Raw genomic sequence first — 26,625 nt, forward strand, 5'->3', positions numbered from 1 at the left:
CTCAGAGGGTCCGGACAGTGTGTCCACCATGACCACGACCTCGCCCCAGGGGCGCACCGAACTGCTGAGGCCGGACGGGAGCCCGGTCCGAGTCCTGGTGGTGGACGACGAACTGTCGATCACCGAACTGCTGTCCATGGCCCTTCGCTACGAGGGCTGGCGGATACGCAGCGCCGGTGACGGCACGGAAGCCGTCCGGACCGCGCGGGAGTTCCGCCCCGACGCCGTCGTCCTCGACATGATGCTCCCGGACATGGACGGGCTGACCGTCCTGGGGCGGCTGCGCCGCGAACTGCCCGACGTGCCGGTCCTGTTCCTCACCGCCAAGGACGCGGTCGAGGACCGTATCGCCGGTCTCACCGCCGGCGGCGACGACTACGTGACCAAGCCCTTCAGCCTGGAGGAGGTCGTCGCCCGGCTGCGCGGACTGATCCGCCGTTCCGGCGCCGCCGACCGGCGTTCCGAATCGGTCCTGGTCGTCGGCGACCTCACCCTCGACGAGGACAGCCACGAGGTCTCGCGGGCCGGCCGGAACATCCACCTCACCGCCACCGAGTTCGAACTGCTGCGCTTCCTGATGCGCAACCCGCGGCGCGTGCTCAGCAAGGCGCAGATCCTCGACCGCGTGTGGTCGTACGACTTCGGCGGCCAGGTCAACGTGGTGGAGCTGTACATCTCCTACCTGCGCCGGAAGATCGACGCCGGACACGAGCCCATGATCCACACCCGCCGGGGTGCCGGGTACCTGATCAAGCCCGCCGCGTCATGAGCGGGCGGCGGCGACCGCGGCCGCGGAAGCGGCGTGCGGGCCTGCCCGCCCGGACGAAGCCGAAGCCGGGGGCGGGGACGGGGGCGGGGGCGGGGGCGGGACAGCCGCGCACCCTGCGGACGCGGCTCGTCGTCGCGTCCGTGGTGCTGATCGCCGTCGTCTGCGCGGTGATCGGCACGGTGACGACGCTGGCCCTGCGGTCCCATCTGTACGAGCAGCTGGACGGGCGGCTGAACGAGGTCGCGGCGCGCGCCGCGGGCGGCTTCGGGCCGCCCGGCGCCGGCAAGAACGACAAGAACGCCGGTTCCGCGCCCCCCGAGCAGCAGGGCAAGGCGGTCGACCTCGAAGACTTCGTCACGCACGGGCCGCAGCCCGAGGGCACGGTCGCCGCGAAGGTGGTGGACGGCTCCATCACCGACGGGCTGGTGGGCGAGAAGTCGACCGACAGCAGCGGCGTCACGCACATGGAAGCCGCGGAACTCGGCGACTCCGTGATGAAGGCCCTCGACGAGGTGGCCCCGGACCGCCGGACGCACACGGTGGAACTGCCCGGGCTGGGCCACTACCTCGTCAAGTACGTCACCGGGGTCAACGGCGACTACTACGTCGCCATCCCCACCAAGGACACCGACAGCACCATCAACACCCTGATCCTCGTCGAGGTCAGCGTCACCGCCGCCGGTCTCGGCGCGGCCGTCCTCGCCGGTTACGTGCTGGTCGGCGTCGCCACCCGCCCGCTGCGCCGGGTCGCCGCCACCGCCACCCGCGTCTCCGAACTCCCCCTGCACACCGGCGAGGTCAACCTCAGCGAGCGCGTCCCGGAGTCCGAGACCGACCCGCACACCGAGGTCGGCCAGGTCGGCGCCGCGCTCAACCGGATGCTGGACCACGTCCACGGCGCCCTGCACGCCCGCCAGCAGAGCGAGATGCGGGTACGGCAGTTCGTCGCCGACGCCAGCCATGAGCTGCGTACGCCCCTCGCCTCCATCCGCGGCTACGCCGAGCTGACCCGGCGCGGACGCGAGCAGGTCGGCCCCGACACCCGGCACGCCCTCGGCCGCATCGAGTCCGAGGCGGGCCGTATGACGCTGCTCGTGGAGGACCTGCTGCTGCTCGCCCGGCTGGACGCGGGCCGTCCGCTGCGGTTCGAGCAGACCGACCTCGTCCCCCTCGTCGTCGACACCGTGAGCGACTCCCGGGCGGCTGGCATGGACCACAACTGGCGCCTCGACCTGCCCGACGAGCCGGCCCTGGTGCCGGCCGACGCGGCACGCGTCCAGCAGGTGCTGGTCAACCTGCTCGGCAACGCCCGCAAGCACACCCCGCCCGGTACGACCGTCACCGCGCGCGTGCAGCGGCGCGGACCGTGGATGTGCGTGGACGTAGAGGACAACGGCCGGGGCATCCCGCCGGAGCTGCTGCCGCACGTCTTCGAGCGGTTCGCCCGGGGCGACTCGGCGCGCTCCCGCGCGACCGGTTCGACCGGCCTGGGGCTCGCGATCGTGCAGGCCGTGGCGACCGCGCACGGCGGCGCCGTGACCGTGGACAGCGTGCCCGGACGCACGGTGTTCACCGTGCGCCTGCCGGCCCTCGCCCCGCAGGCGCCCCGGCCGGCCCCCGAAGCGGACCGGCGATCGCACTCACAGGCGCAGCACAGCGCCACCACATGGGCGCGACAGGGCGCGTGACCAGAGTCGGTGTCATGCGAACCGACTCTTCTCCCGGCACCCTGCCGGCGCGGGAGCACCTCCCGGCCGGCGATGCCGGTACGCCTGTCCTGGACGTAGTGATCCCCGTCTACAACGAGGAGAAGGACCTCCGGCCGTGCGTGCTGAGACTGCACGAGCACCTCGGGCGCACCTTCCCGTACGCGTTCCGCATCACGATCGCGGACAACGCCTCGACGGACACCACCCCGCTGGTGGCCCGGCGGCTGGCGGCGGACATCCCCGAGGTCCGGTCCTTCCGGCTGGAGCAGAAGGGCCGCGGCCGCGCGCTGCGAAGCGTCTGGTCCACCTCGGACGCCCCGGTCCTCGCCTACATGGACGTGGACCTGTCGACCGACCTCAACGCGCTGCTGCCGCTGGTGGCGCCGCTGATCTCGGGCCACTCCGACCTGGCGATCGGGTCGCGGCTGTCCCGCTCCTCCCGCGTCGTACGGGGTACCAAGCGGGAGTTCATCAGCCGGGCCTACAACCTCGTCCTGCGCGGTTCGCTGCAGGCCCGGTTCTCGGACGCGCAGTGCGGCTTCAAGGCGATACGCCGTGACGTCGCCCAGGTGCTGCTGCCGCTGGTGGAGGACACCGGCTGGTTCTTCGACACCGAGATGCTGGTCCTCGCCGAGCGCGCGGGCCTGCGCATCCACGAGGTGCCGGTCGACTGGGTCGACGACCCGGACTCGACGGTGCACATCGTGCGGACGGCGACCGACGACCTCAGGGGAGTGTGGCGCGTGGGCCGGGCCCTGGCCGGCGGTTCGCTGCCGTTGGACCGGCTCGCCCGTCCCTTCGGCGACGACCCGCGCGACCGCGACCTCGAGGACGTGCCGAAGGGGCTGGCCCGCCAATTCGTCGGGTTCTGCGTGGTCGGCGGTCTGTCCACGCTGTTCTACCTGCTCCTCTACAGCGGCTTCCGGGTGTTCTCCGGCTCGCAGGCGGCCAACGCGCTCGCCCTGCTGGTCTCGGCGGTCGCCAACACCGCGGCCAACCGCCGCCTGACCTTCCGGGTGCGCGGCCGCGGCGGCGCCGTCCGGCACCAGGCGCAGGGGCTGGTCGTCTTCGGTATCGGCCTCGCGCTGACCAGCGGTTCGCTCGCCGCCCTCGACGCGGCGACGTCCGACCCGGCCCACTCCACCGAACTGGCCGTCCTGATCGCCGCCAACCTCGCGGCGACGGTGCTGCGCTTCCTGCTGTTCCGGGCGTGGGTGTTCCCCGACCGCCAGGAGGAGCGGCACTCGGCCGCGGTGGCCTCGCACACCCCGTCCGCACCGGCCCACGCGCGGCGATCGCGGCCCCAGCACCCGCACCCGCACCCGCACCCGTACCGGCAGCAGACCCCGGCCCCGGTCCGCGCCGGTGACGCCGCGGACCGCACCCGCACCTGGGGGGACGCCACCGTGCGGCTGCAGCCGGTGCGCCCCACCGACACCGACCCGAGGAACTTCCGATGACCACCGACTACGACCGGACCAGCCACGAGGGCGGACCGGGCCCCTCCGCCTGGGGACCACCGACGACGAGCGCACCGACGACGAGCGCACCGGCGACGAGTACACCGACGGCCAGCGCGTCGCCGACCAGCGCGTCGCCGGCGAGCGCGCCGACGACGGACACGCTCGCCCCGGCCCCTCGGCAGCCCGTGGCGCCGCCGCTCCCGCCCGCCCCCGCGGCGGGCGAACCGAAGCAGCCGTTCGGGCGCGGACTGTGGCGGGGCCGGCCCGAGGACCCCCGCTGGGCGCGCCCGGCCCTCCTCGGCCTGCTGCTGGCCACCGGCCTGCTCTACCTCTACGACCTCAGCGCCTCCGGCTACGCCAACTCCTTCTACTCCGCGGCCGTCCAGGCCGGCAGCAAGAGCTGGAAGGCGTTCTTCTTCGGCTCGCTGGACGCGGGCAACGCCATCACCGTCGACAAGCCCCCGGCCTCGCTGTGGCCGATGGAGCTGTCGGTGCGGATCTTCGGGCTGAACTCGTGGGCGATCCTGGTCCCCGAGGTCCTCATGGGCGTCGCGACGGTCGCCGTCGTGTACGCGGCCGTACGCCGCCGGTCCACCCCCGCGGCGGGACTGATCGCCGGCGCGGCGCTCGCGCTCACCCCCGTCGCGGCGCTGATGTTCCGGTTCAACAACCCGGACGCGATGCTGGCGCTGCTGATGGCGCTGGCCTGCTACTACGTCGTCCGCGCGGTCGAGGACGGCCGGACGCGGTGGCTTCTACGGGCCGGGGTCGCGATCGGCTTCGCGTTCCTCGCCAAGACCCTGCAGGCCTTCCTGATCCTGCCGCCGCTGGCGATCGTGTACGCGGTGTGCGCGCCGGTGCCGCTGAAGAAGCGGTTCGGGCAGCTGGCCGCGGCGACGCTCGCGCTGGTCGTCTCGGGCGGCTGGTGGGTCGCGGTCGTCGAACTGTGGCCGGCCTCCTCCCGCCCCTACATCGGCGGCTCGCAGAACAACTCCTTCCTGGAGCTGACCTTCGGCTACAACGGCCTCGGCCGCCTGAGCGGCGACGAGACCGGCAGCGTCGGCGGCGGGGGCGGCACCGGCATGTGGGGCGAGACCGGCTGGAACCGGATGTTCGGCTCCGAGGTCGGCGGTCAGATCTCCTGGCTGCTGCCGGCCGCGCTGATCCTGCTGGCCGCCGGTCTGGTGGCCACCCGCAAGCTGCCGCGCACCTCAGCGACCCGCGCCGCGTTCCTGGTCTGGGGCGGCTCGCTGCTGATGACCATGGCCGTCTTCAGCTACATGGCGGGCATCTTCCACCAGTACTACACGGTGGCCCTCGCCCCCTACCTGGCGGCCGTGGCCGGCATGGGCTCGGCGCTGCTGTGGGAGCGGCGGAGCCAGACGTGGGCGTCGCTCACCCTCGCGGCCTCGGTCGTGGCGAGCGCCGCCTGGGGCTACGTCCTGCTCGACCGCACCCCGGACTACCTTCCCTGGCTGAAGTGGCCGGTCCTGATCGGCGGTCTGACCGCAGCGCTCGGCCTGATCTTCGCGGGCCGCATCACCCGGCGGCTCGCCCTCGCGGCGGCGGGCCTGGGCCTGGTGGCCGCGCTGGCCGGCCCGACCGCGTACACCCTGAGCACCGTCGACAGCGGGCACACCGGCTCCATCGTGACGGCCGGTCCGGCGGGCGCGAGCACGATGGGCGGCGGCCCCGGCGGCCCCGGCGGCCCCGGCGGCCCCGGCGGCGGTGGCGGCATGCGGGGCGGCCCCGGTGGCGGCATGCCGGGCCGGCAGGGCCAGAACCAGCAGAACGGCAACGGCGGCACACAGGGGCAGCAGGGCAACGGCTTCCCCGGCGGCGCCCCCGGCGGCGGCATGCCCGGCCAGCAGGGCCAGGGCCAGAACCAGGGCCAGAACCAGGCCCCGAACCAGGGCCCGAGCCGGCAGGGCGGCATGCCCGGCGGTCAGACGGGCGACGGCGGCGGCATGGGCGGCGGCGGTGGCGCCGGCGGCCTGCTGAACGGCGCGAGCGTCAGCTCCGAGGCCAAGAAGCTGCTGGAGACCGACGCGGACGAGTACACCTGGGTCGCCGCGGCCATCGGTGCCCAGAACGCGGCGAGCTACCAACTCTCCACCGGTGAACCGGTGATGGCGATCGGCGGCTTCAACGGCACCGACCCCTCCCCGACGCTCGCCCAGTTCAAGAAGTACGTGGCGGAAGGGAGGATCCACTACTTCGTCGCCGGCGGTGGCATGGGCGGCGGCGGCAACAGCGGCACGTCCGCGCAGATCACCTCCTGGGTGGAGGGCAACTTCAGGACGGTCACGGCCGGTTCGGCCACCTTCTACGACCTCACGCGGAAGACGAGCGACTGACGCTCCGTCCTTTCACCCACCGCCGGGAACGGTCCCACGCGTCACCCAAGCCCCCCGCCGCGTTGGGGCGCGGGGCGGAGCGGGCAGACTCGGGTGGTGACCGCCCGCAGCCGGGCGGGCGGATGCCCCACCTGGCATCTGGCCGGCGAACGAGGTCGAGGAGGTGCGCCATGGTGAGGGCAGCCGAGCGGGCCGGGCGGACCAGCGTCTGGCTGGAGGGCAAGGCCCGCCGGGGAGGGCGCGGCAGCGGCCAGCCGTCGGGGCTGGACCGGCAGCGGATCACCGAGGCGACGGTCCGGCTGCTGGACGGCGAGGGGCTGGCCGGATTCTCCATGCGCCGCCTGGCCGCCGAGCTGAACGTCACCGCGATGTCCGTCTACTGGTACGTCGACACCAAGGACGACCTGCTCGAACTCGCCCTCGACGCGGCCTTCGGCGAGCTGGTCCTGCCCGACCCGGACGCCGACCCCGACGAGGACTGGCGCGACCAGCTGCGGGCGCTGGCCCGGGAGTACCGCACCCTGCTGGTGCGCCACCCCTGGCTGTCCCCGCTGGCCGGCACGTTCCTCAACATCGGCCCGAACTCGCTGTCGTTCTCCCGCGCCGTCCAGCAGGTCGTCCGCAGGACCGGCCTGCCGGTGCACGGTCTGACCGGCGCCATCTCCGCCGTCTTCCAGTTCGTGTACGGCTACGGCACGGTCGAGGGCCACTTCATCGCCCGCTGCGCCGCCGCGGGCATGACCCAGGACGAGTACTTCCGGCACGCGATGAGCGCGGCGACCCGGGCGCCGGAAGCCGCCGAGGTCGTCCAGGAGTCCGCCGAACTCATGGCGGCCCGCGGCGGCGACACGGTGCAGGACATGAGGGAGAGGGACTTCACCTTCGCCCTGGAGCTGCTGGTGGCGGGCATCGAGGCGATGGTCGCCCGCGGCTGACCACTCGCTCCCGGCCGCCGGCCGAACCGGACCCGGCCGCCGGCCGCGTTACTCCTGGGACGCCAGCCGGGCCGGGAAGCCGCCGGTGGCGACCGGACCCCACTTCTCGGGCGTGACCCGGATGATCGACTTGCCCTGCTTCAGCATGGCCGCCCGGTACTCGTCCCAGTCCGGGTGCTCGCCGGCGATGTTGCGGTAGTACTCCACCAGCGGCTCGACGGAGTCGGGGGCGTCGATCACCTCGGCGGTGCCGTCGACCTGGACCCAGGGCCCGTTCCAGTCGTCGCTCAGCACGAGCAGGCTGACCTGCGGGTCCCGCTTGGCGTTGCGCGTCTTGGCGCGCTCGGGGTAGGTGGACACGACGATCCGGCCGGAGTCGTCGACGCCGCAGGTCAGCGGGGAGCCCTGCGGGCTGCCGTCGGCACGCCGGGTCAGCAGGATCGCGCGGTGGCGGGGCCGTACGAAATCCAGCAGCTCGTCCAGGGAGACGCGGGTGTTGGTCGCGATGTTCGGTGCCATGGCGCCAGCCTAGGCCGTTCCGCCCGCCCGCCCCGGACGTGTCGCGCGGCTTCTCGCCGCGCCGCTCAGCCCGGCAGCGCCTCCGTCAGGTTGCCGAAGACCGGTACGTCCCGGCGTATCCCGGTCAGCTCCAGGACCCGGCTGGGCAGGCCGCCCGGCGCCGCCACCACCCGCAGCGGGACGCGGCCGTCCAGGAAGCGGTGGACGTCCCCGACGAGGCGGGCGCCCTGGGAGTCCATGAAGGCGGTGCCGGTCAGGTCCAGCACCAGCAGGCCCATCCGGTCGAGGCGGGAGGTCACGGCGGCGGCCACGGCGTCGAGCAGCAGCGCGCCGTTGGCGAGGTCGATCTCGTCGGGAAGGGTGATCAGTGTGCATCCGGGCAGGTCATCGACCCGGCAGAGGGCCAGCAGGAAGGTCATCGCACTCACCTGGCAGACGGCAGACGGACGTCCGGAATCCGGGGGAGGCCACTTCCCGACCTGCCGTCATTCCACCATGCCCCATGGAGGCTTGAAAAGGGCAGCCGTACGACGGCCGGGAGGACGTGATCGGCGTGCGGGAGAACGGATAAAGTGCTGTCCGTACTGTGCTCGCAGTCAGGAATGTGCTGCGGAGCTCTCCTGCGCACGGCTTGTCGGCCGTGCATGCCGAAGAGGTTCGTGGTGACTGCGTCTGAATTTTCTGATTTGCCCCCCTTTCCAGCGGGTTTCGAGCTGGCCGAAGCCCTGACGGCGGCGGCACAGCAACTGCACGACACCGTCACCCCCAACAGCGCCATGCGCACCGCGGCCCGCCTGGCCGTGCACCTGCTGCCCGGCGCCGAGCACGCCGGCGTCTCGGTGCTCGACGGCGACAGCCACCCGCGCACGGTCGCCTGGACCGACGAGATCGTCCGCGCCGCGGAGGCGTCGGGCGCGGACGGGGACCGGCAGCAGCCGTACTGGGACGGGCTCTGGCACCGGCCCGTGGTCCGCCTGGACGACAGCGAGACCGAGGAGGGCGGCGGTGGCCTGGCGGACCTGGGACTGCGCTCCGCGCTCGCGCTGCGGCTGCGCACCGACCGGCGGCGGCTGACCGTGCTGACCGCGTACGCGCGCCGGCCCCGGGCCTTCGACGAGGCCGCCACCCGCATCGGCCGCCTGTTCACCGCGCACGTCAGCCTGGCCCTGGACTCGACGACGGTGCGTGAGCAGCTCACCGAGGCGATGCGCACCCGCGACCTGATCGGCCAGGCCACCGGCATCCTCATGGAGCGCATGAACATGGACGCGGCCGAGGCGTTCGACAGCCTGGTGCGGGCCTCGCAGCGGGAGAACGTCAAGCTGCGCGACCTGGCCCGGCGCATCGTCGACGCGAGCAACCGGCCGGCGTGAGGCGGATGCGCACGGCCGGCGTGAGGGCCGGTCGCGCGGGTGGCGTGCGGGCGTGAGGGCCGGTCGCACGGCTGGCATGAGCCGGATGCGCAGGTCGGCGTGCGGGGATGAGGACCGGACCGTGGCGGGTGGCGCGCGGGGACGAGGACCGGACCGTGGCGGGTGGCGTGCGGGGACGAGGACCGGACCGTGGCGCGCGGCGGTGCGACGCCCGCCACGGTCCGGTCCGTGCTTGTCCGCGGCCTTCCGGGTTATCAGTACTCCTATGAGTCCTGACACGCCCGGCACATCCGGCTCCGACACGTTGGAGATGGCGATCGCGCGCAGCGGCGGACTCGACACGCTGCTGCGGGACCTGACCGACCGAGCGGTCCGGGCGGTGCCCGGCGCCGCCGCGTGCAGTGTCACCGTGCGCAGGGGCGACCGCCTGCTGACCCTGGCGGGCAGCAGCGACCTGGTCAACGGTCTCGACCAGCGCCAGTACGAGAACGGCTCGGGCCCCTGCGTGGAGGCCGCCGACACCGGTGTCGAGCAGTACGCGCCGGACCTCGCCGCCGAGACCCGCTGGCCGCGCTACACCGCCTACGCCCGCTCCGTCGGTGTCCGCTGCGTCCTGGCCCTGCCGCTCGTCGTGCAGGCCGAACGGGGCGCCGCCCTCAACTTCTACGGCGTCGAGCCGGGTGTCCTGGGCACCGGCAGACCGGCCGCCCGCGCCTTCGCCGCGCAGGCGGCGGACGCCGTCGGCCTCGCGCTGCGCGTGGAACGCGAGGCCGACTCCGTCGCCGACGTCCGCACCGCCCTGCTCTCCCGCAGCGTCATCGACCAGGCGATCGGGATCCTCATGGCGCAGGAGCGCATCAACGCCGCCACGGCCATGGAGCGCCTGCGCCGCGTCTCGCAGAACGCGAACATGAAACTGCGCGACCTGTGCGCCGAACTCGTCACCCGGACCGCGGGCGGCTGACCCGCCCGCCCCGGGCGGGTCACAGCTGGGGCAGGGACTCGCCCTGTACCGCCTGGACGTCCAGTTCCACCTTCAGCGTCGTGCCGATCGCGGCGATGCCCGCCTGCACGACCTGGTTGTAGTGCATGGCGAAGTCCTCGCGCCGCAGCTCCGTCGTCGCGCGGAACGCGGCGCGGGTGCCGCCCCACGGGTCGGCGCCGGTGCCGAGGTAGGCGAGGTCGAGGTCGACGGGCCGTACGACGCCGTGCAGCGTCAGCTCGCCGTGCACCGTCCAGCGGTCCGGGCCGGCCGCCGTAAGGCCCGTGGAGCGGTAGGCGATCTCCGGGTACTTCTCGACATCCAGGAAGTCGGGCGAGCGCAGGTGGCCGTCGCGCATGCCGTTGCCGGTGTCGATGGACGCGGCCCGGATGACGGCCTCGACGCTCGACTTCTCCACCTCGTCCGGGGCGATCTCGACGCGTCCGGCGAACTCCATGAACCGGCCGCGGACACTGGAGAACCCCAGGTGCCGGGCGACGGCGGTGACCGCCGAGTGCGCCGGGTCGATGGTCCACGGTCCGGGCGCCGGCAACTCGGTGCCGCCCTGCCGGTCCAGGGTCACCGTGCCGACCTCGACCCTGCCTCCCCCACCGGTGACGATCGCGGTCGCGGCGGCGGGCGCGTACCCGACGGCCGTGACGACGACGGTGTACGGCCCGGGAGCGAGCACGGTCGTGTCCCGTACGTTGCCCTCGGCGTCCGCCTCGGCCCGCACCACCTGCGCACCGGTCATGTCGGTCACCGTGACGATCGCGTGCGACACGGCCCATCCGTCCCGGGTGCGGATCCTCGCGGTCAGTCCCATCCCGTTTTCTCCCTGCAACAGCGCGTGGTCGTGAAAGAGTCCGGCCCGTGGCGGTGGCGCACCGCCGCTCACGGTGCGCCACCGCCACGGGCCGGGGCCGGTTCCGGACTACTGGCCGGGATGGGCCAGTTCGATGTCGTGGCCGTCGGCTCCGCGGCCGCTGACGGTGAGCGCCGTGGCCACCGGAGGGTAGCCCGCCGCGATGACCGTGTACTCGCCACCGTCCAGGTCGGCGAAGGCGTAAGCGCCGTCCGGCCCGGTGGTGGCCGTGCCGACCACGTTGCCCGCCGCGTCGACCAGCGTCACGCGGGCGTCGGCCAGCGGCCCGTGCGGGGCCCGTACGACGCCCTGGACCTGGGCGCCCGCGTCGAGGCCGACCTCGATCCGGGTGACGCCGGTGCCGCCCACCTCGACGGGCAGCGCCCGCGGCCGGTACCCGGAGGCGTTGACGGCGACGGTCACGGCACCCGGCACCAGCTCCGTGAAGCCGAACTCGCCCTGCTCCCCGGTCTTCCCGGTGGCCAGCAGGTCCCCGCGCACGTCGGTGACGACGACCATCGCGTCCTTCACCGGCTCACCGGTCCGGGTGGCCCGCACCAGGCCGTTCAGCCCGCTGGTCCCGCTGAGCAGGACGTCGTAGGAGACCGGCTCGCCGGTCACCACGACCGTGGACGCCTGCGGCTGGAAGCCGTCGGCGGCGGCGATCAGGACGTAGGAGCCCGCGCCCGGCGCGTCCAGCGTGTAGGAACCGTCGGCCTGCGCGACCGACCGGCCCAGCTGTCGTCCGGTCAGCGAGATCAGCGTGACCGCGGCCAGCGGCACGGCCGCGCCCTCGGCGCCGCGCACGTACCCGCGCACAGGTATGCCGTCGGGGGCGCCGGAGGTACCGGAGGTCTCCTGGGGGCGGGCCGCCGTGGCGACGGCCGTGAGCGGCCGTCCGCCTTCGGGCGCCGGCTCCGTGCCGGACACCGCCCGGCCCGCGGCCGTCTCGGCGCCGGGAGCCCCGGCCTCGACGGCGGTGACCCCGGCCCCGGCCCCGACGGCGGAAGCGGCCCCGGTCCCGGCGGCGGAAGCGGTCTCGGCGGCGGGAGCCCCGGCCGGCGTCTCGCTCTCGGCGGCCTGCGCCAGCCCGCCCTTGGTCCGCAGCGGGACCTCCTTGATGAACAGCGTGATCAGGAAGGCGACCAGCGCCAGGCCCGACGCGATCAGGAACACGTCCGCGATGCCGTGGCCGTAGGAGCTCTCCATGACGGTGCGCAGCGGCGCCGGCAGCTTGTCCATGTCCGGGATCTGGCTGGAGGAGCTCGAACCGGACGCCAGCGCGGCGTACTTCGGGCCGAGGCCGGCGATGCCGTCCCGGGCGTAGTCGGTGATGCGGTTGGCCATGACCGCGCCGAGCGCCGAGACGCCCATCGCACCGCCGAGGGACCGGAAGAACGTGACCGTGGAACTGGCCGCGCCGAGGTCGTGCGGGTCGACCTGGTTCTGCGTGCACAGCACCAGGTTCTGCATCATCATGCCGATGCCGAGACCCAGCAGTGCCATGAAGACGGCGGTCTTCCAGTACGGCGTGTCGTAGCGGATGGTGCCCAGCAGGCCCAGCCCCGCCGTGACCAGCACGCCGCCGCTGACCAGCCAGGCCTTCCACTTGCCGGTGCGGGTGATGAGCTGCCCGGAGACGGTGGAGGAGACGAACAGGCCGCCGATCATCGGGATCGTCAGGACGCCCGACATGGTCGGGGACTCGTCCCGGGCCAGCTGGAAGTACTGGGCGAAGAAGACCGTGCCGGAGAACATCGCCACGCCCACGAACAGCGAGGCGAGCGACGACAGGGTGATGGTGCGGTTGCGGAACAGCCGCAGCGGGATGATCGGCTCGGCGGCCCTCGACTCGACGAGCAGGAAGATCAGCCCCAGCACGACCGACCCGGAGATCATCGTGTACGTCTGCCAGGACAGCCAGTCGTACTTGTCACCGGCGAAGGTGACCCACAGCAGCAGCAGCGAGACCGCGGCGGAGACGAAGAACGCGCCGGCCCAGTCGACCTTCACGTCCCGCTTGACGACGGGCAGGTGCAGGGTCTTCTGCAGCACGATCAGCGCGATGACGGCGAAGGGCACGCCGACGTAGAAGCACCAGCGCCAGCCCAGCCAGGAGGTGTCGGTGATGACACCGCCGAGCAGCGGGCCGCCGACGGTGGCGACGGCGAAGGTCGCGCCCAGGTAGCCGGAGTAACGGCCGCGTTCCCGCGGGGAGATCATGGCGGCCATGACGATCTGCGCCAGGGCCGACAGACCGCCGACGCCGATGCCCTGCACGACACGGCAGGCGATCAGCATCCCCGAGCTCTGCGACAGACCCGCGGCGGCCGATCCCAGGACGTAGACGACCAGCGCGGCCTGGACGAGGACCTTCTTGCTGAACAGGTCGGCGAGCTTGCCCCACAGCGGAGTGGTCGCCGTCATCGCCAGCAGGCTGGCGGTGACGACCCAGGTGTAGGCGGACTGGCCGCCGCCGAGGTCGCCGACGATCTCCGGGAGGGCGTTGGAGACGATCGTCGACGACAGGATCGCCACGAACATCCCGAGCAGCAGCCCGGAGAGCGCCTCCATGATCTGCCGGTGCGTCATCGGAGCGCCGTCGGAGGAACCTCCCCCGTGCTTGGCGTGGGCCCGCACACCGGCTGGTGTGGTCGTTGCCATGGACTTCCTTCTCTTACGTGCTTGCGGGTGTACGGGTGGTCGGTGCGAGTGCGGGCGGCGCGTGCCGTGGCGCGGCGCTGCGGCAGTCGTCGAAGCTCGACCTGAGCCGTGCCATGAGCCGGGTGAGCTGGGCGACCTCGTCGTCGCTCCAGTCGCTCAGGCGGTCGGCGAGCAGTTCGGCGGTGCGCTCGGACAGCGCCTCCAGCTGGGCGCGGCCCGCGGGTGTGAGGTGCAGGATCCGGGACCGCTTGTCCGCCGGGTCGGGGGAGCGGTCGATCCAGCCCCGGTCGGCGAGGTGCGCGGCGTGGCGGCTGGTGACCGACATGTCCACCGAGAGCAGCTCCGCGAGCTTGCTCATGCGCATGTCGCCGTGGCGTCCGAGGAGCGTCAGGACGGCCGCGGAGCCACTGGGGCAGTCGTGCGGCAGGATGCGCCCCAGCTCCCGCTTCACGGCGCCGAAGGCGCTGAACTGGCGGATCAGTTCCTCGTACTGCGCTCGCTCGGCCATGACACCTCCTACATTCGTTGCTTGGGGCAACCATAGGAGTTGTTGGTTGCTGAAGGCAAACAAAATCGGGCGGGTGTGGTCCAAAAACTTGGCAAAGGCAAGTATTGCGGACGTAAACGCGCAGGTGGGGGCGTCCGTGGTGGTGGGCGGCCCCGCACTTGGGTACCCACCCGGTATTCGCTAGGGTTCCGCACTATGGCTAACCCCCAGGGCCCCCAGGGCAACCACGACCCCGCAGGCAGCACCCAGATGTTCCGCGCCTTCGTCGATGAGGCGCCGCCGGCCCAGCAGCAGGCGGCCGCGTCGTCCGGCCCGCGCGTCGGCCTGATCGTCGGCATCGTGGTCGCCGTCGCGGTCGTCGCCGCGGTGGCCTGGCTGGCGTTCAAGTAGGACGGACCCCGTCCGAGCGGAACGGGCGGGCCGCTCTCCGGCCGGAGGGGCAGCGTTCAGCAGGGCCCCGACGGCCGGGCTACTCCCACCGGACGGAGACGTCCCGCGTCTCGATGTGCATGCCGAGCGGCACCCGCCACCGGTCGACGCACACCGTCCAGGTCCGCTCGGTCCGCGTTCCGGCCCCGATCGGCACCGGAAGCCCCACCGTCGACTCGACGGTCCCCCAGTCGACGCCGAGCGCGCCGACGACATGGGTGCCGAACGTGACGGTGCCCGAACGCACCGCCGTGCCGCCGGAGTTGTCGAAGGCGACGGTCACCTTCTCGCACCACCGCCGGTCCGTCGCCTCCCGCTCCGGCTCGCCCCAGCTCAGCGCGGCGGGGCCGGTCGGCGTCGGCTCACCGGGAGTCGGCGCCGGAGAGCCCGGACCGGCCGGTCCACCGCCGGACCCGGTGCCCCCGCCCGGTCCACCGCCGGACCCGTGGCCGTCATGCGTGCCGGACGCCGTCGTCGGCGTGTCCCGGGGAGTACCGCCCGGGCCCGGCGCACCCCCGCGAGCCGCCGCGCCGCCCGCACCCGCGGCCGGCCCCGCACCCGCCGCCCGTCGGCCACCCCCGTCACCACCGGCACCGCCGTCACCCGAGGCGCCGGTGTCACCGCTCCCGCCCCCGCCGCTTCCGCCGTCCCCGGCGCTGTCGTCGAGCGGAACCAACCGCACCCCGTCCGTCGGCGCCGCGGCCGCGCCCGAGGCGCGCGGTGGTCCGCCCGCCGCCCCGGTCGCGACGTATCCGCCGCCCCTGTCGTCGCCCGCGCAGGCGCCCAGGACGCCGCCCAGGCAGACGACGGCCGCCGACACGCCGATCAGGGCGCGCCGACGGCCGGGTGTCCATGTCGTCGTAGTCCGAGAAGACCCGCGAAGCATCGCGCCAGTGTGGCTGACGCTCCGTCAGAAGAGAACCCCTCAGTCGGAGATGAGGCAGTCGGAGATGAGCCAGTCGGAGATGAGTCAGTCGGAGATGAGCCCCTCGCGGAGCTGGGACAGGGTCCGGGTCAGCAGCCGCGAGACGTGCATCTGGGAGATGCCCACCTCCTCGCCGATCTGCGACTGGGTCATGTTGGCGAAGAAGCGCAGCATGATGATCCGGCGCTCCCGGGGCGGGAGCTTGGCCAGCAGGGGCTTGAGGGACTCGCGGTACTCGACGCCCTCCAGGGCGCTGTCCTCGTAGCCGAGGCGGTCCGCCAGGGAGCCCTCGCCGCCGTCGTCCTCGGGCGCCGGGGAGTCCAGCGAGGAGGCGGTGTAGGCGTTGCCGACCGCGAGGCCGTCGACGACGTCCTCCTCCGAGACGCCGAGCGCGCCGGCGAGTTCGGTGACCGTCGGCGAGCGGTCCAGCTTCTGCGAGAGCTCGTCGCTGGCCTTCGTCAGGGCCAGCCGCAGCTCCTGCAGGCGGCGCGGCACGCGCACCGACCACGAGGTGTCGCGGAAGAACCGCTTGATCTCGCCCACGACCGTCGGCATCGCGAAGGTCGGGAACTCCACGCCCCGTTCGCAGTCGAAGCGGTCGATCGCCTTGATCAGGCCGATGGTGCCGACCTGGACGATGTCCTCCATCGGCTCGTTGCGGGAGCGGAAGCGGGCGGCGGCGTAGCGCACCAGCGGGAGGTTGAGCTCGATCAGGGTGTCCCGGACGTACGCCCGCTCGGGGCTGTTCTCGTCGAGGGCGGCCAGCCGCAGGAAGAGGGAGCGGGACAGGGTGCGGGTGTCGATGCTCTCCGAGGTCGGGAGGGCCGGGGCCGGCGCGGCCTCGAGAGCCACCACGTCGTCGAGCACGTCGGGCTCTGCGGGCGCCGCTTCGCTCTTCGTGAGCGTGAGCACCTTCGAGCTGCCCTGGTCTACGGACATGCCACCCCCTCTGGGTCGCGGGACGGTCGCGGCGAACGTCCCATCGAGGAACGCAGCCTTCACCTGAATACCGGAGCCGAAGCCGCGGCAAACGCGCTTCCGGAAGAATGTCACATGTCGGCAACACGCTGTAGTGACATGTCGACATGCAAGTGTCGAATCGGCCCTGGAAAGAGGGGGTCTGAGGCTTTTTCGGCGCGAAACTGTCGGGAGGAGCGCCGGTGAGCGATTCGCTCGCACCGGTTACCCGTCGATCCTGCTTGCGAACTGCGGAGTTCCGGGTGTGTTCCGGCCATGCTCCCGTGCGCCTCTTATGCCTCGATGCGATTCGCGGACCGCAGTCGCTGGAAGCTACGTGCGAGTAGCCGGGAGACGTGCATCTGTGACACGCCGAGTTCCGCGCTGATCTGCGACTGGGTGAGATTGCTGTAGTACCGCAGAAGAAGGATTCGCTGTTCCCGCTCGGGGAGTTGGACGAGCAGGTGCCGGACCAGATCGCGGTGCTCCACGCCGTCCAGTGCCGGGTCCTCGTAGCCGAGCCGGTCCAGCAGGCCCGGCAGTCCGTCGCCCTCCTGGGCGGCCTCCAGGGAGGTCGCGTGGTACGACCGCCCGGCCTCGATGCAGGAGAGCACCTCCTCCTCGGTGATGCGCAGCCGCTCGGCGATCTCGGCGGTCGTCGGGCTGCGCCCGAAGGAGGTGGTCAGGTCCTCGGTGGCGCTGTTGACCTGGACCCACAGCTCGTGGAGGCGGCGCGGTACGTGGACGGTGCGGACGTTGTCGCGGAAGTACCGCTTGATCTCGCCGACGACCGTCGGCATCGCGAACGTCGGGAACTGCACGCCCCGGTCCGGGTCGAAGCGGTCGATGGCGTTGATCAGCCCGATGGTGCCGACCTGGACCACGTCCTCCATGGGCTCGTTGCGGGAGCGGAAGCGGGCGGCGGCGTAGCGCACCAGCGGGAGGTTGGCCTCGATGAGTGCCCCGCGCACCCGGTCGTGCTCGGGGGTGCCCGGCCGCAGCTGCTTGAGCTCGGCGAAGAGCACCTGGGTGAGGGCCCGGGTGTCCGCGCCGCGACTGCGCCGGTCGGCGCCGGGGGCGGGATCGGTGACGTCCTGGGGAGGCGCAGTACTGGCCGACACGGTCAACGCCACCTCTTCATCGGTCATACATCGGTCAACTCATCCGTCAAAAGCGGTCATAGCATCACAAGACATGTGCACTGTGTGCAAGCACCGCATAACGCCGTGTTGAGGGACGAGTTGGCCGGTGAACATGCGAAAGCCCCCCGCCGTCGCGGCGGAGGGCTCGCAGAGCGCCGGGCTCAGTACTCGTAGTCGGCGACCACCCAGGTGGAGAACTGCTTCCACAGCGCGGCCCCCGCCTGGTGCTCAGGGTGCTCGACGTAGCGGCGCAGCGCGGCGATGTCGTCGAAGCCGGAGTTGATGGCGAAGTCGTAGGCGATGGGCCGGTCGCTGAAATTCCAGCCGAGCTCCCAGAACCGGATCTCGGGGATCTTTCCCTCCAGCGAGCGGAAGGCCTCGAAGCCCTCCACGACGCGCGGGTCGTCGCGCTCGACGCCCTCGTCGAGCTTGAAGAGGACCAGATGGCGGATCATGACTTACCTCCGTTGACGGCCCAGGTCATGAAGTCGCCCATGGCCTTGGCTGCGTCCGATATGCCCTCGAAGCCTATCTGGACGTAGTCGGCCGCCTTTGCCGGGTCCGTGATGATCACGTACAGCGCGAAGACCGCGAGCAGGTAGACGGCGATCCTCTTCAAGTTCACCGCCACCGCGGCCTCCCCTGTGACTGCTGTGCCCCGAGGGCCCCCTGTTGCCGGCCGCGAGTGTAACCCCCGTGTCATCCCCCTCACATCGTCTTTAGGGACCAACGGCCCGTCATTCAGGGGCTTTCGCCGGGTCCGCGCGGCGCCGCCGGGGGTCATCATGGGACCAAGCCCGGCGGATCTGGCAGGAGTCCCGAGGGCCCGGACGGACCCCCACTGCGGGGTGTGCGGCGCTGTTCTCCCCCGTCGGCGACGCGCACTTGAGGGTCCGTCCGTAAGCACCCGAAGGGCCCCGTCCCACGACGGGGCCCTTCTTCGGTGCCGGCGGGGTTGAGCTGCCGTTTTGTGGGTGTCTGAAAAGTGATCACTCGTTTGCGGGACTTCGGCATGTGGGGCCGCTTTCGTGACGATCCTCCCGTTGGCCGTCGAGGACGGCCGGGAGATCCCATCCCCTCCATGAAGGAAGTCGACCATGAGCCTCATCCAGACCGGCAAGATCGACCTGAGGTCCGACAACCCCATCGAGACGAGCGGCGGCAACACCTCGACCTTCACGCGGGTCACGTTCCCCACCCCGTTCCCGCAGGGGTCCAGCGTCGTCGTCCTCCCGCTGACGCAGACCTTCAACGGTCCGGAGACGCCGGGCATCCGCATCCATGACGTCACCAACACGGGCTTCCTCATCCGCCTGAACGAGGTGTATGCCGGCGCCGCCAAGAGTGACGGCAAGCACACCACCGAGACCATCGGCTGGCTGGCCGCGACCGTCTGACGGGCGGGCCCCGGCCGGGGGCCGGGCAGCCGGGAGGGAAACCGCCGCGGGAGAAGCACGAAGGGTCCGGCTCACCGAGCCGGACCCTTCTTCAAGCGGTAGCGGAGGGATTTGAACCCTCGGTGACTTGCGCCACACTCGCTTTCGAGGCGAGCTCCTTCGGCCGCTCGGACACGCTACCGAGGGAGACCCTACAGCAAGACCGGCCCAGCTCAGAAATCTGTATTCAGCGGTTCCGGAAGAAGTCCGTGAGCAGCCGGGCGCAGTCGTCGGCGAGCACGCCCTCGATCACCTCCGGTCGGTGGTTGAGCCGCCGGTCGCGCACGACGTCCCAGAGTGAGCCGGCCGCGCCGGCCTTCTCGTCGCGGGCGCCGTAGACGACGCGGTCCACGCGGGACTGCACGAGCGCGCCCGCGCACATCGTGCAGGGCTCCAGCGTGACGACGAGCGTGCAGCCGGACAGCCGCCACTCGCCGAGCCCGGCGGCGGCCCGGCGGATCGCCAGCACCTCCGCGTGGGCCGTGGGATCGCCGGTGGCCTCCCGTTCGTTGTGCCCGGCGGCGAGCACCGTCGTACCGTCCGGGGCCAGCACGACGGCGCCGACCGGTACGTCCCCGCCCCGGCCGGCCCGCTCGGCCTCGGCCAGGGCGAGCCGCATCGCGGCCCGCCAGGGGTCGCGCACCGGGTCGGCCGTACGGGGTGCGGTCGGTGAGGTCAGCGGACGGTCTCCAGTACCTCCGAGGCGCCCAGGGACTCGGCGATCGCGGTCAGGGCGTCCTCGTCGAGCAGCCGCAGCTCCTTGGCGCTGACACCGAGGTCGTCGAGGATCTCGCTGTCACCGACGGGGCCGTGCGGCACCGACTCGGCGGACGGGGCGTCCTCGTCGCCGTCCTCGTCCTCTCCGTCCTCCGTGCCGTCGAGGTCCAGGGAGTCCAGGTCGGGGCCGTCGTCGCCGGGCTCCCTTCCGAGCAGTTCGTCGGTGAGCAGGATCTCGCCGTAACTGCTGCGGGCGGCGGCCGCGGCGTCCGAGACGTAGATACGAGGGTCGTCCTCGCCGTCGACGCGGACGACGCCGAACCACTCGTCCTCCTGCTCGATGAGAACGAGCACCGTGTCCTCGTCGGCGGAGGCTTCCCGGGCGAGGTCGGCCAGATCCGACAGGGTCTCCACGTTGTCGAGGAGTTCTGTGTCGCTCGCTTCCCACCCGTCTTCGGTGCGCGCGAGCAGTGCGGCGAAGTACACCGTGACTCTCCCACTGTTCTTAGGCGTGCCGGTTGGGGATCCCCCCGGCGGAGGCTACGGGCGGGGAGAGCTCGGGCTCCGAGCCCCACCCACTCGGAATCGTGGCAGAAACAAGGCGTTCAGGGGACGTCTTCGGCTCCCTGTGTCCGGCAGTTTTGACCGTGCGTACGCGGGCGCGTCGGTCAAGCACTCACCAGCACACTCGTTGCCGCCACCAGCGGATCGTACGCGGCTTTCCCCCGAGTCCATGCACGGCCACCCGGTCGACACCCGTGTGCCCGAAGATCTTCCCGGCGCGGCGGAGCCGCTGGTGCGGCCGGCGGAGGTTCCCGGCGGAGGTCCTACCAGCGGAACGTCCGCATGCGCATCGCGTGGCGCAGCCGGGCCGCCTTGGCGCGCCGGGGCCGGACCCGGGCGCGCAGTTCGCGGGCCTCGGCGAGGTCGCGCAGGAACTGGGCGCGGCGCCTGCGGCGCTCGGTGTCCGGGTCGGTGTCGGTCTCGGTGTCCTGCGCGGAGGACTCCGGCTCGGATCGGGACGTGCGCTCGGGCCGGGACGTGCGCTCGGATCGGGGCTCCCTCCCGGGTCGGGCCTTCCTGCCGGATCGGGACTCCCGCTCGGATCGGGACTCCCGCTCGGATGCGTCTTCCGGCAGCTCAGACAGGTCAGACAGCTCAGGCATCGGTTCACCACCCTGGTCCGTCCCTCCCACTTTCCCTCGGGCGAGTGGTTTGATGCGGGCTGAAGTGTGAATGCCGGTGTGGCGGCTTGTGCCTGGTGAGGACGCCGGCCCCGGCGGGCCCGGTTACTGTGTGGTCATGCGTCTCCACGTCGTCGACCACCCTCTGGTCGCCCACAAGCTCACCACGCTGCGCGACCGCCGCACCGATTCCGCGACCTTCCGCCGTCTCGCCGACGAGCTGGTCACCCTGCTCGCCTACGAGGCCACGCGCGACGTGCGTACCGAGCAGGTCGACATCAACACGCCGGTCGCGGCGACCACCGGCGTCAAGCTGTCCCACCCGCGCCCGATGGTCGTGCCGATCCTGCGCGCCGGGCTCGGCATGCTGGACGGCATGATGCGGCTGCTGCCGACCGCCGAGGTGGGCTTCCTGGGCATGATCCGCAACGAGGAGACGTTGCAGGCCTCCACCTACGCCACGCGTATGCCCGAGGACCTCTCCGGCCGCCAGATGTACGTCCTGGACCCGATGCTGGCCACCGGCGGCACGCTGGTCGCTGCGATCCGGGAGCTGATCAGGCGCGGCGCCGACGACGTGACCGCCGTGGTGCTGCTGGCCGCTCCGGAGGGCGTCGAGGTGATGGAGCGCGAGCTGGCGGGCACCCCGGTGACCGTGGTGACGGCCGCCGTCGACGACCACCTCAACGAGCAGGGCTACATCGTGCCGGGCCTGGGCGACGCGGGCGACCGGCTCTACGGCGCCGCCGAATAGGCCCCGGGCGGCCGTCGCCGAGCGGGCCCCGGGCGGCTTCCCCGCGCCGGGGACCTGCCGGGTACCGGGTTCAGCAGCTCTTCTTCTTGCCCGTGGTGGGCGTCGGCCGGGGCTCGGCCAGCGTGGCCAGTGCCTTGTCGGCGTCCGCCTTCTCCGTGAGCGCCTTGAAGCCGCTGCCGATGATCAGGTCCACGTCGGTGCCCTTGCGGCCCGCTTCGGCCTGCTGCTCGGCGGAGGAGAGCTGGGTGGCGAGCACGGGCAGCGAGGTCTTCAGCGACGCGGCCGGGCCGAGCAGCAGCCCGGTGCCCTTGACCTTCTTGTCGTACTGCTTGGTCGCGTTGCCGACCTCGCCGATCTTGAAGCCGCGCTTCTTCAGTTCGTCCGCGGTCTCCTTGGCCAGCCCGCTGCGGGGCGTGGCGTTGAACACGTTGACCGTGATCTGCGCGGGCCTGGGCAACGGGGCCGCGGTGGGCGACGGGCTCGCCTGGGCAGCGCAGGCCGCCTTGCCGGGGGACGCCGAGTCCTTCTCCGCGCCGCCGGTGAAGACGTCGATGAGCTGCACGGTGCCCCAGCCGATCAGACCGAGCACGGCGACGGACGCCGCCGCGGCGGCCAGGAGCCTTCCGTGCCGCCGACGCGGGCGCATCCGCGGGTACGTGTCCCCCGTGATCCGGTACTTCCCGCCCATGCCCGGGGGAGTCAGCATGCTCATGGGCGCAGCGTAGTGCGCCCGGGCGGTGATTCCTACTAAATGATCATCGGACGCCGCTCAGTCAACCCGAAAGGTCCAACCCGGGACGCGGGAGCGTGTCAGTCCAGCTCCAGGACGCGTGCGTGCAGCACCTGGCGCTGCTGGAGCGCCGCCCGCACCGCGCGGTGCAGTCCGTCCTCCAGGTACAGGTCGCCCTGCCACTTGACGACGTGGGCGAACAGGTCGCCGTAGAAGGTCGAGTCCTCGGCCAGGAGGGTCTCCAGGTCGAGCTGCCCCTTGGTCGTCACGAGCTGATCGAGGCGGACCGGGCGTGGCGCGACGTCCGCCCACTGCCGGGTGCTCTCCCGGCCGTGGTCGGGGTACGGCCGGCCGTTTCCGATGCGCTTGAAGATCACACGGAAAGCCTACCGGGCGAGCCTCGCCGGGCGCAGCCTCCAGGCCCCGGCGGGGCGGGGCAAGTACGCGGAGATTCCGGCCATGTCGGTCAAAAGGGGTTGGCCGTGGCCGGCTTGCCGGGACGGGCCGGCATGGACGAGCGAAGGGCGCCGGAGGTGGCCGGGCGCCGCCGGACGGCGCCCGGCCGCGCGGTCAGCCGCGCCGGTCCTGTTCGGCCGGCTGCGGTCGCGCCTCCGCGCGCTGCGGCCGGGAGGCGCTGCGCACGGCCTCCGCGCGCAGCAGGGCGCGCAGCACCGCGTACGGGTCTGCGGGCATGTCTGTGGGCATGGAAGTGCTCCTTCGTTGTGCCGACGGGCCGGGAGGAAGGAGGCCGGTCAGCAGCGCAGGACCACGGAGCGCCGGGCCCGCAGGGCCTGCGGCGGCAGCGGCGGCGCGGCGCACGGGCGGGCCCCGGGCACGGCGCGCGCGGCGGGCGCGGCGGCCGCGACGGCGGCCGGGCGCGCGGGTGCGGCGGGACGGTGGGCGGCGGGGGCCGGTGGCCGTGCGGCCGTGTCCGAGGTGTCGTACTCGACGCTCTCCACGGACGTCGGCGGTGCCGTCAGGGCGTTCGTGTGCGCGGCCGGCACCAGCAGGACGAACAGCAGCACGAGCAGCCGCGGCCAGGCGCGGCCGCGCGGGAGGCGTCGTGCGGTGCTCACGCCGGGTGGCTTCCCGCGGCACGCCCGGTGTGCGTCACGCGGACGCGGAATCCGCCCGTTCGGCGTATCGGGCACCGGTCACAGGGCGCGCGGCACCTGCCGGGCCAGGCTCCGGATGCGCAGCGCGGTGACGATCTCCACGACGGCGACCGCGACCAGCCAGATCCCGCACACCAGGGTGAGCACGGCGACCGACGTGAAGGGCGAGACGATCAGCACGACGCCGGCGAGGAAGGTGAGGATCCCGAGGGAGATCTGCCAGCCACGGGCCGGCACGGACCGGTCGGAGGCGGCGGCGAGGGTCTGCGTGATCCCGCGGATGAGCCAGCCGATCCCGATCCACAGGGCGAGCAGCAGGATCGAGCGCATGGGGCCGCGCAGGCAGAACAGGCCCAGCAGGATGGACAGGGCGCCGCTGACGAAGGCCAGCACCCGCAGGGACGTCGTCCGGTGCGTGCCGAACGCGGCGACCAGCTGGAAGACGCCGCTGATCAGCAGGTACAGGGCGAACAGGACGCCCACGGCGAGCAGGGAGGGGCCCGGCCAGACCAGCAGCAGGACGCCCAGGACGAGGGACGCCACGCCGGTCAGCAGGACGACCTGCCAGGCGGCGCGGGACAGCGCGTGCAGGGGTCCTTCGAGGGGCGGCTCGGGTTCGTGTCCGCCCGGCGCGTGGCCTGCCGCGTGGACCTTGCGGTCGTCGAAGTGGGGGCCCTGTGAGGAGCCGGTCGGTGCCTCGGTCATGGTCCATGCTGGAACCGGCCCCGGCCGCCCCGCCACCGGGCGCGGGCCGGTCGGCTTACGGCCGTTCAGCCGCGGGCGCCCTTCGCCGCCTTGGCGGCCGCCTTCATCTCCTGCTTGTGGGCGCGCACCTTGGCCAGCGACTCGGGTCCGGTGATGTCGGCGACGGAGCGGAAGGATCCCGGCTCGCCGTACGCGCCGGCGGCCTCCTGCCAGCCCTCGGGGCGCACGCCGAGTTGCTTGCCCAGCAGGGCCAGGAAGATCTGCGCCTTCTGCCTGCCGAACCCGGGCAGCTCCTGCAGGCGGCGCAGCAGCTCACGCCCGTCGGTGACGCCCTTCCAGACCAGCTCGGCATTGCCGTCGTAGTGCTCGGCCAGGTACCGGCACAGCTCCTGGACCCGCTTGGCCATGGAGCCGGGATAGCGGTGCACGGCCGGCTTCTCGGACAGCAGGGCCGCGAACGCCTCCGGGTCCTGTACGGCGATGTCGTGCGCGTCCAGGTCGTCGGCGCCGAGCCGGTCCGCGATCGTGCGGGGCCCCTTGAACGCCCACTCCATGGGGACCTGCTGGTCGAGCAGCATCCCGACGAGCGCGGCGAGCGGGGAGCGCCCGAGGAGCTCGTCGGCCTCGGGGTCCTGGGCGAGGTGCAGGGTGACGTCCATGGACCGATGATCCCGCGGACCGTTCCGGGCCGCGCGGGATGCACCCTCCCCGCCCGGCCGTACGGCGCTTCACGGCGGGCCCGGTGGCCGTGCTCCCCGAGGTCGACCTCCCGGACGTGTACCTGCCCGCCAAGACGGCCCGGCTGGCGTTCCTCCACCGGGAGTCCGGGGGAGGGCGCTAGCCTTCGCCGGATGACTCCGGAAGACCTCGTCGCCCACTACCGGATGGAGCCGATCCCGCGCGAGGGCGGCCTGTTCCGCCGTACCTGGGAGGGTCCCGAGCGCGCCGACGGGCGGCCGGAGGGCACCGCGATCGTCGCCCTGCTGACCGCGGACGACTTCTCCGCCCTGCACCGCCTGCCCGCCGACGAGGTCTGGCACTTCTACCTGGGCGACCCGCTGGAGCTGCTGCTCCTCGCCCCGGACGGCACCGCCGCGAGCGCCGTCCTCGGACCGGACGTGCTGCACGGCCAGCAACCCCAGCTGACCGTCCCGGCCGGCACCTGGATGGGCGGACGGGTCGCCGCGGGCGGGGCGTGGACGTTCTTCGGCTGCACGATGGCGCCCGGCTTCACCTACGCCGGCTACGAGCACGGCGACGCGGCCGCGCTCACGGCGCGGTACCCCGCCGAGGCCGCGCGGATCGCGCGGCTGTGCCGCCCATGAGCCTGCTGGCGGGCCAGGTTGCCCTGGTCACGGGCGCGAGCGGCGGCCTCGGACGGGGGATCGCGGTGCGGCTGGCCGAGGAGGGCGCCGCGGTCGCCGTGCACTGCCGTACGGCGGTGGACGCGGCGCACGACGTGGCCCGCCGCATCGAGGAGTCGGGCGGCCGGGCCGTCGTACTGCGCGGCGACCTCACCGACGAGGAGGCCTGCGCGCGGGTCGTGCGGGAGGCGGCCGACTGGGGCGGCGGGCGGCTCACCGCGCTGGTCAACAACGCGGGCGTGCAGCCGGTCAGGGAACTGCCCGGCATGACGGCGGCCGAGTGGCGGGCGGTCGTGGACGCCAACCTGTCCAGCGTCTTCGCCTGCACGCAGGCCGCCGCCGAGATCATGCGGGAGCAGGCCGGCGGGGGTTCCGTGACGCACATCGCCTCCATCGAGGCACGGCGGCCCGCCCCCGGGCACGCGCACTACGGCGCGTCCAAGGCGGCGGTCGTGATGCACGCCCGCTCCGCCGCCCTGGAGTACGGCCCGCACGGCATCCGGGTCAACACGGTCTCGCCCGGCCTGATCGACCGCGCCGGGCTGGCCGAGGACTGGCCGGAGGGGGTGCGGCGATGGCGGGCGGCGGCACCCGCGGGGCGGCTCGGACGGCCGGAGGACGTGGGCGACGCCTGCGTGTTCCTCGCCTCCCCGCTCGCCTCCTGGATCACCGGGCACGACCTCGTCGTCGACGGCGGAGTGTCGGCGCGCCCCACGTGGTGAGCGCACCGGGACCGGCGTCCGTACCCATGCGGAGGGGCGCGTCGACGACGGGACGCCCGGGCGGCGGAAAGTGAGGGAGCGTGGCGGAGGGTTCGGGACACGACGTGACGGACGACCCGGCGCGCAGCGCCGGTCCGATCGGTCGGGAGGCGGGGTGCGCTGGTTTGGTCGGCGGGGAGGCGGGGTGTGCTGGTCTGGTCGGCGGGGAGGCGGGGTGTGCTGGTCTGGTCGGCGGGGAGGCGGGGTGTGCCGGTCCGGTCCGCCGCGAGGCCCGGCGCTCCGGACCGGCCCGCCGGGTGCC

General features: G+C 72.8%; 32 protein-coding genes, 1 tRNA gene and 1 pseudogene. 13 read left to right on the top strand and 21 right to left on the bottom strand.

Annotated features, from left to right (window positions below; all coding sequences use genetic code 11):
• The first annotated feature begins 28 nt into the window (after positions 1–28).
• From VKA29_RS35620 to VKA29_RS35630, 3 genes are read left to right on the top strand one after another with little or no spacing between them, the layout of a single operon-like run.
• The gene (locus tag VKA29_RS35620) at positions 29–769 is read left to right on the top strand and encodes a response regulator transcription factor (RefSeq protein ID WP_324790187.1); all 741 of its coding nucleotides are present in this window, start codon (positions 29–31) and stop codon (positions 767–769) included.
• Entirely contained in the window at positions 766–2,457 is a 1,692-nt protein-coding gene (locus VKA29_RS35625) for a HAMP domain-containing sensor histidine kinase (RefSeq protein WP_324790188.1), read from the top strand. Before VKA29_RS35620 ends, VKA29_RS35625 begins: the two co-directional genes overlap by 4 nt.
• 14 nt (positions 2,458–2,471) lie before the next feature.
• Positions 2,472–3,938, top strand: coding sequence for a bifunctional glycosyltransferase family 2/GtrA family protein (locus VKA29_RS35630; protein WP_324790189.1), 1,467 nt, complete (start codon positions 2,472–2,474; stop codon positions 3,936–3,938).
• A gap of 7 nt (positions 3,939–3,945) precedes the next feature.
• Here the strand turns inward: VKA29_RS35630 and VKA29_RS35635 are convergent, their stop codons facing one another.
• Positions 3,946–4,101, bottom strand: coding sequence for a hypothetical protein (locus tag VKA29_RS35635; protein WP_324790190.1), 156 nt, complete (start codon positions 4,099–4,101; stop codon positions 3,946–3,948).
• A 25-nt stretch (positions 4,102–4,126) separates the two neighbouring features.
• Between VKA29_RS35635 and VKA29_RS35640 the strand changes: the two genes are divergently transcribed.
• Both VKA29_RS35640 and VKA29_RS35645 read left to right on the top strand, forming a co-directional pair.
• Positions 4,127–6,298 (top strand): glycosyltransferase family 39 protein, encoded by a 2,172-nt coding sequence (locus VKA29_RS35640; RefSeq protein ID WP_324790191.1) that lies wholly within the window; start codon positions 4,127–4,129, stop codon positions 6,296–6,298.
• A gap of 170 nt (positions 6,299–6,468) precedes the next feature.
• Positions 6,469–7,233: a TetR/AcrR family transcriptional regulator gene (locus VKA29_RS35645; RefSeq protein ID WP_324790192.1), complete on the top strand. Its 765-nt coding sequence runs from the start codon at positions 6,469–6,471 to the stop codon at positions 7,231–7,233.
• A gap of 48 nt (positions 7,234–7,281) precedes the next feature.
• Here the strand turns inward: VKA29_RS35645 and VKA29_RS35650 are convergent, their stop codons facing one another.
• Positions 7,282–7,752, bottom strand: a complete 471-nt coding sequence (locus tag VKA29_RS35650) for a PPOX class F420-dependent oxidoreductase (protein WP_324790193.1) — start codon at positions 7,750–7,752, stop codon at positions 7,282–7,284.
• A gap of 65 nt (positions 7,753–7,817) precedes the next feature.
• Positions 7,818–8,171, bottom strand: coding sequence for an STAS domain-containing protein (locus tag VKA29_RS35655; RefSeq protein WP_324790247.1), 354 nt, complete (start codon positions 8,169–8,171; stop codon positions 7,818–7,820).
• Positions 8,172–8,396: 225 nt separating this feature from the next.
• Between VKA29_RS35655 and VKA29_RS35660 the strand changes: the two genes are divergently transcribed.
• Both VKA29_RS35660 and VKA29_RS35665 read left to right on the top strand, forming a co-directional pair.
• Positions 8,397–9,125 (top strand): ANTAR domain-containing protein, encoded by a 729-nt coding sequence (locus VKA29_RS35660; protein ID WP_324790194.1) that lies wholly within the window; start codon positions 8,397–8,399, stop codon positions 9,123–9,125.
• A gap of 265 nt (positions 9,126–9,390) precedes the next feature.
• On the top strand, positions 9,391–10,089 hold the full coding sequence (locus tag VKA29_RS35665) for a GAF and ANTAR domain-containing protein (RefSeq protein ID WP_324790195.1): 699 nt from the start codon (positions 9,391–9,393) through the stop codon (positions 10,087–10,089).
• Positions 10,090–10,108: 19 nt separating this feature from the next.
• On the opposite strand, the gene VKA29_RS35670 is transcribed toward VKA29_RS35665, so the two are convergent.
• The 3 genes from VKA29_RS35670 to VKA29_RS35680 form a co-directional block, all read right to left on the bottom strand.
• The gene (locus VKA29_RS35670) at positions 10,109–10,933 is read right to left on the bottom strand and encodes a YceI family protein (RefSeq protein WP_324790196.1); all 825 of its coding nucleotides are present in this window, start codon (positions 10,931–10,933) and stop codon (positions 10,109–10,111) included.
• 108 nt (positions 10,934–11,041) lie between these two features.
• Positions 11,042–13,636 (bottom strand): MFS transporter, encoded by a 2,595-nt coding sequence (locus tag VKA29_RS35675; protein ID WP_324790197.1) that lies wholly within the window; start codon positions 13,634–13,636, stop codon positions 11,042–11,044.
• A gap of 13 nt (positions 13,637–13,649) precedes the next feature.
• The gene (locus tag VKA29_RS35680; RefSeq protein WP_324790198.1) at positions 13,650–14,144 is read right to left on the bottom strand and encodes a MarR family winged helix-turn-helix transcriptional regulator; all 495 of its coding nucleotides are present in this window, start codon (positions 14,142–14,144) and stop codon (positions 13,650–13,652) included.
• Positions 14,145–14,339: 195 nt separating this feature from the next.
• On the opposite strand from VKA29_RS35680, the gene VKA29_RS35685 reads away from it, so the two are divergent.
• A complete protein-coding gene (locus VKA29_RS35685) occupies positions 14,340–14,534 on the top strand; it encodes a hypothetical protein (protein WP_324790199.1) in 195 nt (64 codons plus the stop codon).
• Between the two features lie 79 nt (positions 14,535–14,613).
• Here VKA29_RS35685 and VKA29_RS35690 read toward each other — a convergent pair whose 3' ends face one another.
• The 5 genes from VKA29_RS35690 to VKA29_RS35710 all read right to left on the bottom strand — a co-directional run bounded on the left by VKA29_RS35690 (position 14,614) and on the right by VKA29_RS35710 (position 18,228).
• A complete protein-coding gene (locus VKA29_RS35690) occupies positions 14,614–14,856 on the bottom strand; it encodes a hypothetical protein (RefSeq protein ID WP_324790200.1) in 243 nt (80 codons plus the stop codon).
• Between the two features lie 687 nt (positions 14,857–15,543).
• A complete protein-coding gene (locus VKA29_RS35695) occupies positions 15,544–16,437 on the bottom strand; it encodes an RNA polymerase sigma factor SigF (protein ID WP_324790201.1) in 894 nt (297 codons plus the stop codon).
• 311 nt (positions 16,438–16,748) lie between these two features.
• Complete coding sequence (locus VKA29_RS35700) at positions 16,749–17,603, bottom strand: RNA polymerase sigma factor SigF (protein WP_324790202.1); 855 nt, start codon at positions 17,601–17,603, stop codon at positions 16,749–16,751.
• 155 nt (positions 17,604–17,758) lie between these two features.
• Complete coding sequence (locus VKA29_RS35705) at positions 17,759–18,052, bottom strand: Dabb family protein (RefSeq protein WP_324790203.1); 294 nt, start codon at positions 18,050–18,052, stop codon at positions 17,759–17,761.
• Positions 18,049–18,228 carry a hypothetical protein gene (locus tag VKA29_RS35710; RefSeq protein WP_324790204.1) on the bottom strand — a complete coding sequence of 60 codons (180 nt, stop codon included), beginning with the start codon at positions 18,226–18,228 and terminating at the stop codon, positions 18,049–18,051. Before VKA29_RS35710 ends, VKA29_RS35705 begins: the two co-directional genes overlap by 4 nt.
• 466 nt (positions 18,229–18,694) lie before the next feature.
• Here VKA29_RS35710 and VKA29_RS35715 point away from each other — a divergent pair, with 466 nt between their 5' ends.
• Entirely contained in the window at positions 18,695–18,994 is a 300-nt protein-coding gene (locus VKA29_RS35715; protein ID WP_324790205.1) for a gp53-like domain-containing protein, read from the top strand.
• A 96-nt stretch (positions 18,995–19,090) separates the two neighbouring features.
• On the opposite strand, the gene VKA29_RS35720 is transcribed toward VKA29_RS35715, so the two are convergent.
• The 4 genes from VKA29_RS35720 to VKA29_RS35735 form a co-directional block, all read right to left on the bottom strand.
• Positions 19,091–19,175 (bottom strand) — tRNA-Ser (locus tag VKA29_RS35720).
• Positions 19,176–19,220: 45 nt separating this feature from the next.
• A complete protein-coding gene (gene tadA, locus VKA29_RS35725) occupies positions 19,221–19,652 on the bottom strand; it encodes a tRNA adenosine(34) deaminase TadA (RefSeq protein WP_324790248.1) in 432 nt (143 codons plus the stop codon).
• 56 nt (positions 19,653–19,708) lie between these two features.
• Positions 19,709–20,236 carry a hypothetical protein gene (locus tag VKA29_RS35730; RefSeq protein WP_324790206.1) on the bottom strand — a complete coding sequence of 176 codons (528 nt, stop codon included), beginning with the start codon at positions 20,234–20,236 and terminating at the stop codon, positions 19,709–19,711.
• Between the two features lie 341 nt (positions 20,237–20,577).
• Positions 20,578–20,916, bottom strand: a complete 339-nt coding sequence (locus VKA29_RS35735) for a hypothetical protein (protein WP_324790250.1) — start codon at positions 20,914–20,916, stop codon at positions 20,578–20,580.
• A gap of 136 nt (positions 20,917–21,052) precedes the next feature.
• On the opposite strand from VKA29_RS35735, the gene upp reads away from it, so the two are divergent.
• The gene (upp, locus tag VKA29_RS35740) at positions 21,053–21,688 is read left to right on the top strand and encodes a uracil phosphoribosyltransferase (RefSeq protein WP_324790207.1); all 636 of its coding nucleotides are present in this window, start codon (positions 21,053–21,055) and stop codon (positions 21,686–21,688) included.
• A gap of 70 nt (positions 21,689–21,758) precedes the next feature.
• Here the strand turns inward: upp and VKA29_RS35745 are convergent, their stop codons facing one another.
• The 6 genes from VKA29_RS35745 to VKA29_RS35770 all read right to left on the bottom strand — a co-directional run bounded on the left by VKA29_RS35745 (position 21,759) and on the right by VKA29_RS35770 (position 24,897).
• A complete protein-coding gene (locus tag VKA29_RS35745) occupies positions 21,759–22,400 on the bottom strand; it encodes a LytR C-terminal domain-containing protein (RefSeq protein WP_324790208.1) in 642 nt (213 codons plus the stop codon).
• Positions 22,401–22,498: 98 nt separating this feature from the next.
• The gene (locus VKA29_RS35750) at positions 22,499–22,795 is read right to left on the bottom strand and encodes a type II toxin-antitoxin system VapB family antitoxin (RefSeq protein WP_003999914.1); all 297 of its coding nucleotides are present in this window, start codon (positions 22,793–22,795) and stop codon (positions 22,499–22,501) included.
• A gap of 193 nt (positions 22,796–22,988) precedes the next feature.
• Positions 22,989–23,123, bottom strand: a complete 135-nt coding sequence (locus VKA29_RS35755) for a hypothetical protein (protein ID WP_324790251.1) — start codon at positions 23,121–23,123, stop codon at positions 22,989–22,991.
• A gap of 47 nt (positions 23,124–23,170) precedes the next feature.
• Positions 23,171–23,494, bottom strand: coding sequence for a hypothetical protein (locus VKA29_RS35760; RefSeq protein ID WP_324790209.1), 324 nt, complete (start codon positions 23,492–23,494; stop codon positions 23,171–23,173).
• Between the two features lie 78 nt (positions 23,495–23,572).
• Positions 23,573–24,238 (bottom strand): HdeD family acid-resistance protein, encoded by a 666-nt coding sequence (locus VKA29_RS35765; RefSeq protein WP_324790210.1) that lies wholly within the window; start codon positions 24,236–24,238, stop codon positions 23,573–23,575.
• A gap of 65 nt (positions 24,239–24,303) precedes the next feature.
• Positions 24,304–24,897 carry an HhH-GPD-type base excision DNA repair protein gene (locus tag VKA29_RS35770; protein WP_324790211.1) on the bottom strand — a complete coding sequence of 198 codons (594 nt, stop codon included), beginning with the start codon at positions 24,895–24,897 and terminating at the stop codon, positions 24,304–24,306.
• Between the two features lie 68 nt (positions 24,898–24,965).
• Here VKA29_RS35770 and VKA29_RS35775 point away from each other — a divergent pair.
• The 3 genes and pseudogenes from VKA29_RS35775 to VKA29_RS35785 form a co-directional block, all read left to right on the top strand.
• Positions 24,966–25,079: pseudogene (locus VKA29_RS35775) on the top strand (siderophore biosynthesis protein); the annotation flags it as partial.
• A 10-nt stretch (positions 25,080–25,089) separates the two neighbouring features.
• Positions 25,090–25,563, top strand: coding sequence for a cupin domain-containing protein (locus tag VKA29_RS35780; RefSeq protein WP_324790212.1), 474 nt, complete (start codon positions 25,090–25,092; stop codon positions 25,561–25,563).
• Positions 25,560–26,324 (top strand): SDR family NAD(P)-dependent oxidoreductase, encoded by a 765-nt coding sequence (locus tag VKA29_RS35785; protein ID WP_324790213.1) that lies wholly within the window; start codon positions 25,560–25,562, stop codon positions 26,322–26,324. The genes VKA29_RS35780 and VKA29_RS35785 overlap by 4 nt, the downstream gene beginning before the upstream one ends.
• Positions 26,325–26,625 lie beyond the last annotated feature (301 nt).

Origin of the sequence: Streptomyces sp. H51, from assembly GCF_035656535.1 — a bacterium.
Lineage (GTDB): Bacteria > Actinomycetota > Actinomycetes > Streptomycetales > Streptomycetaceae > Streptomyces.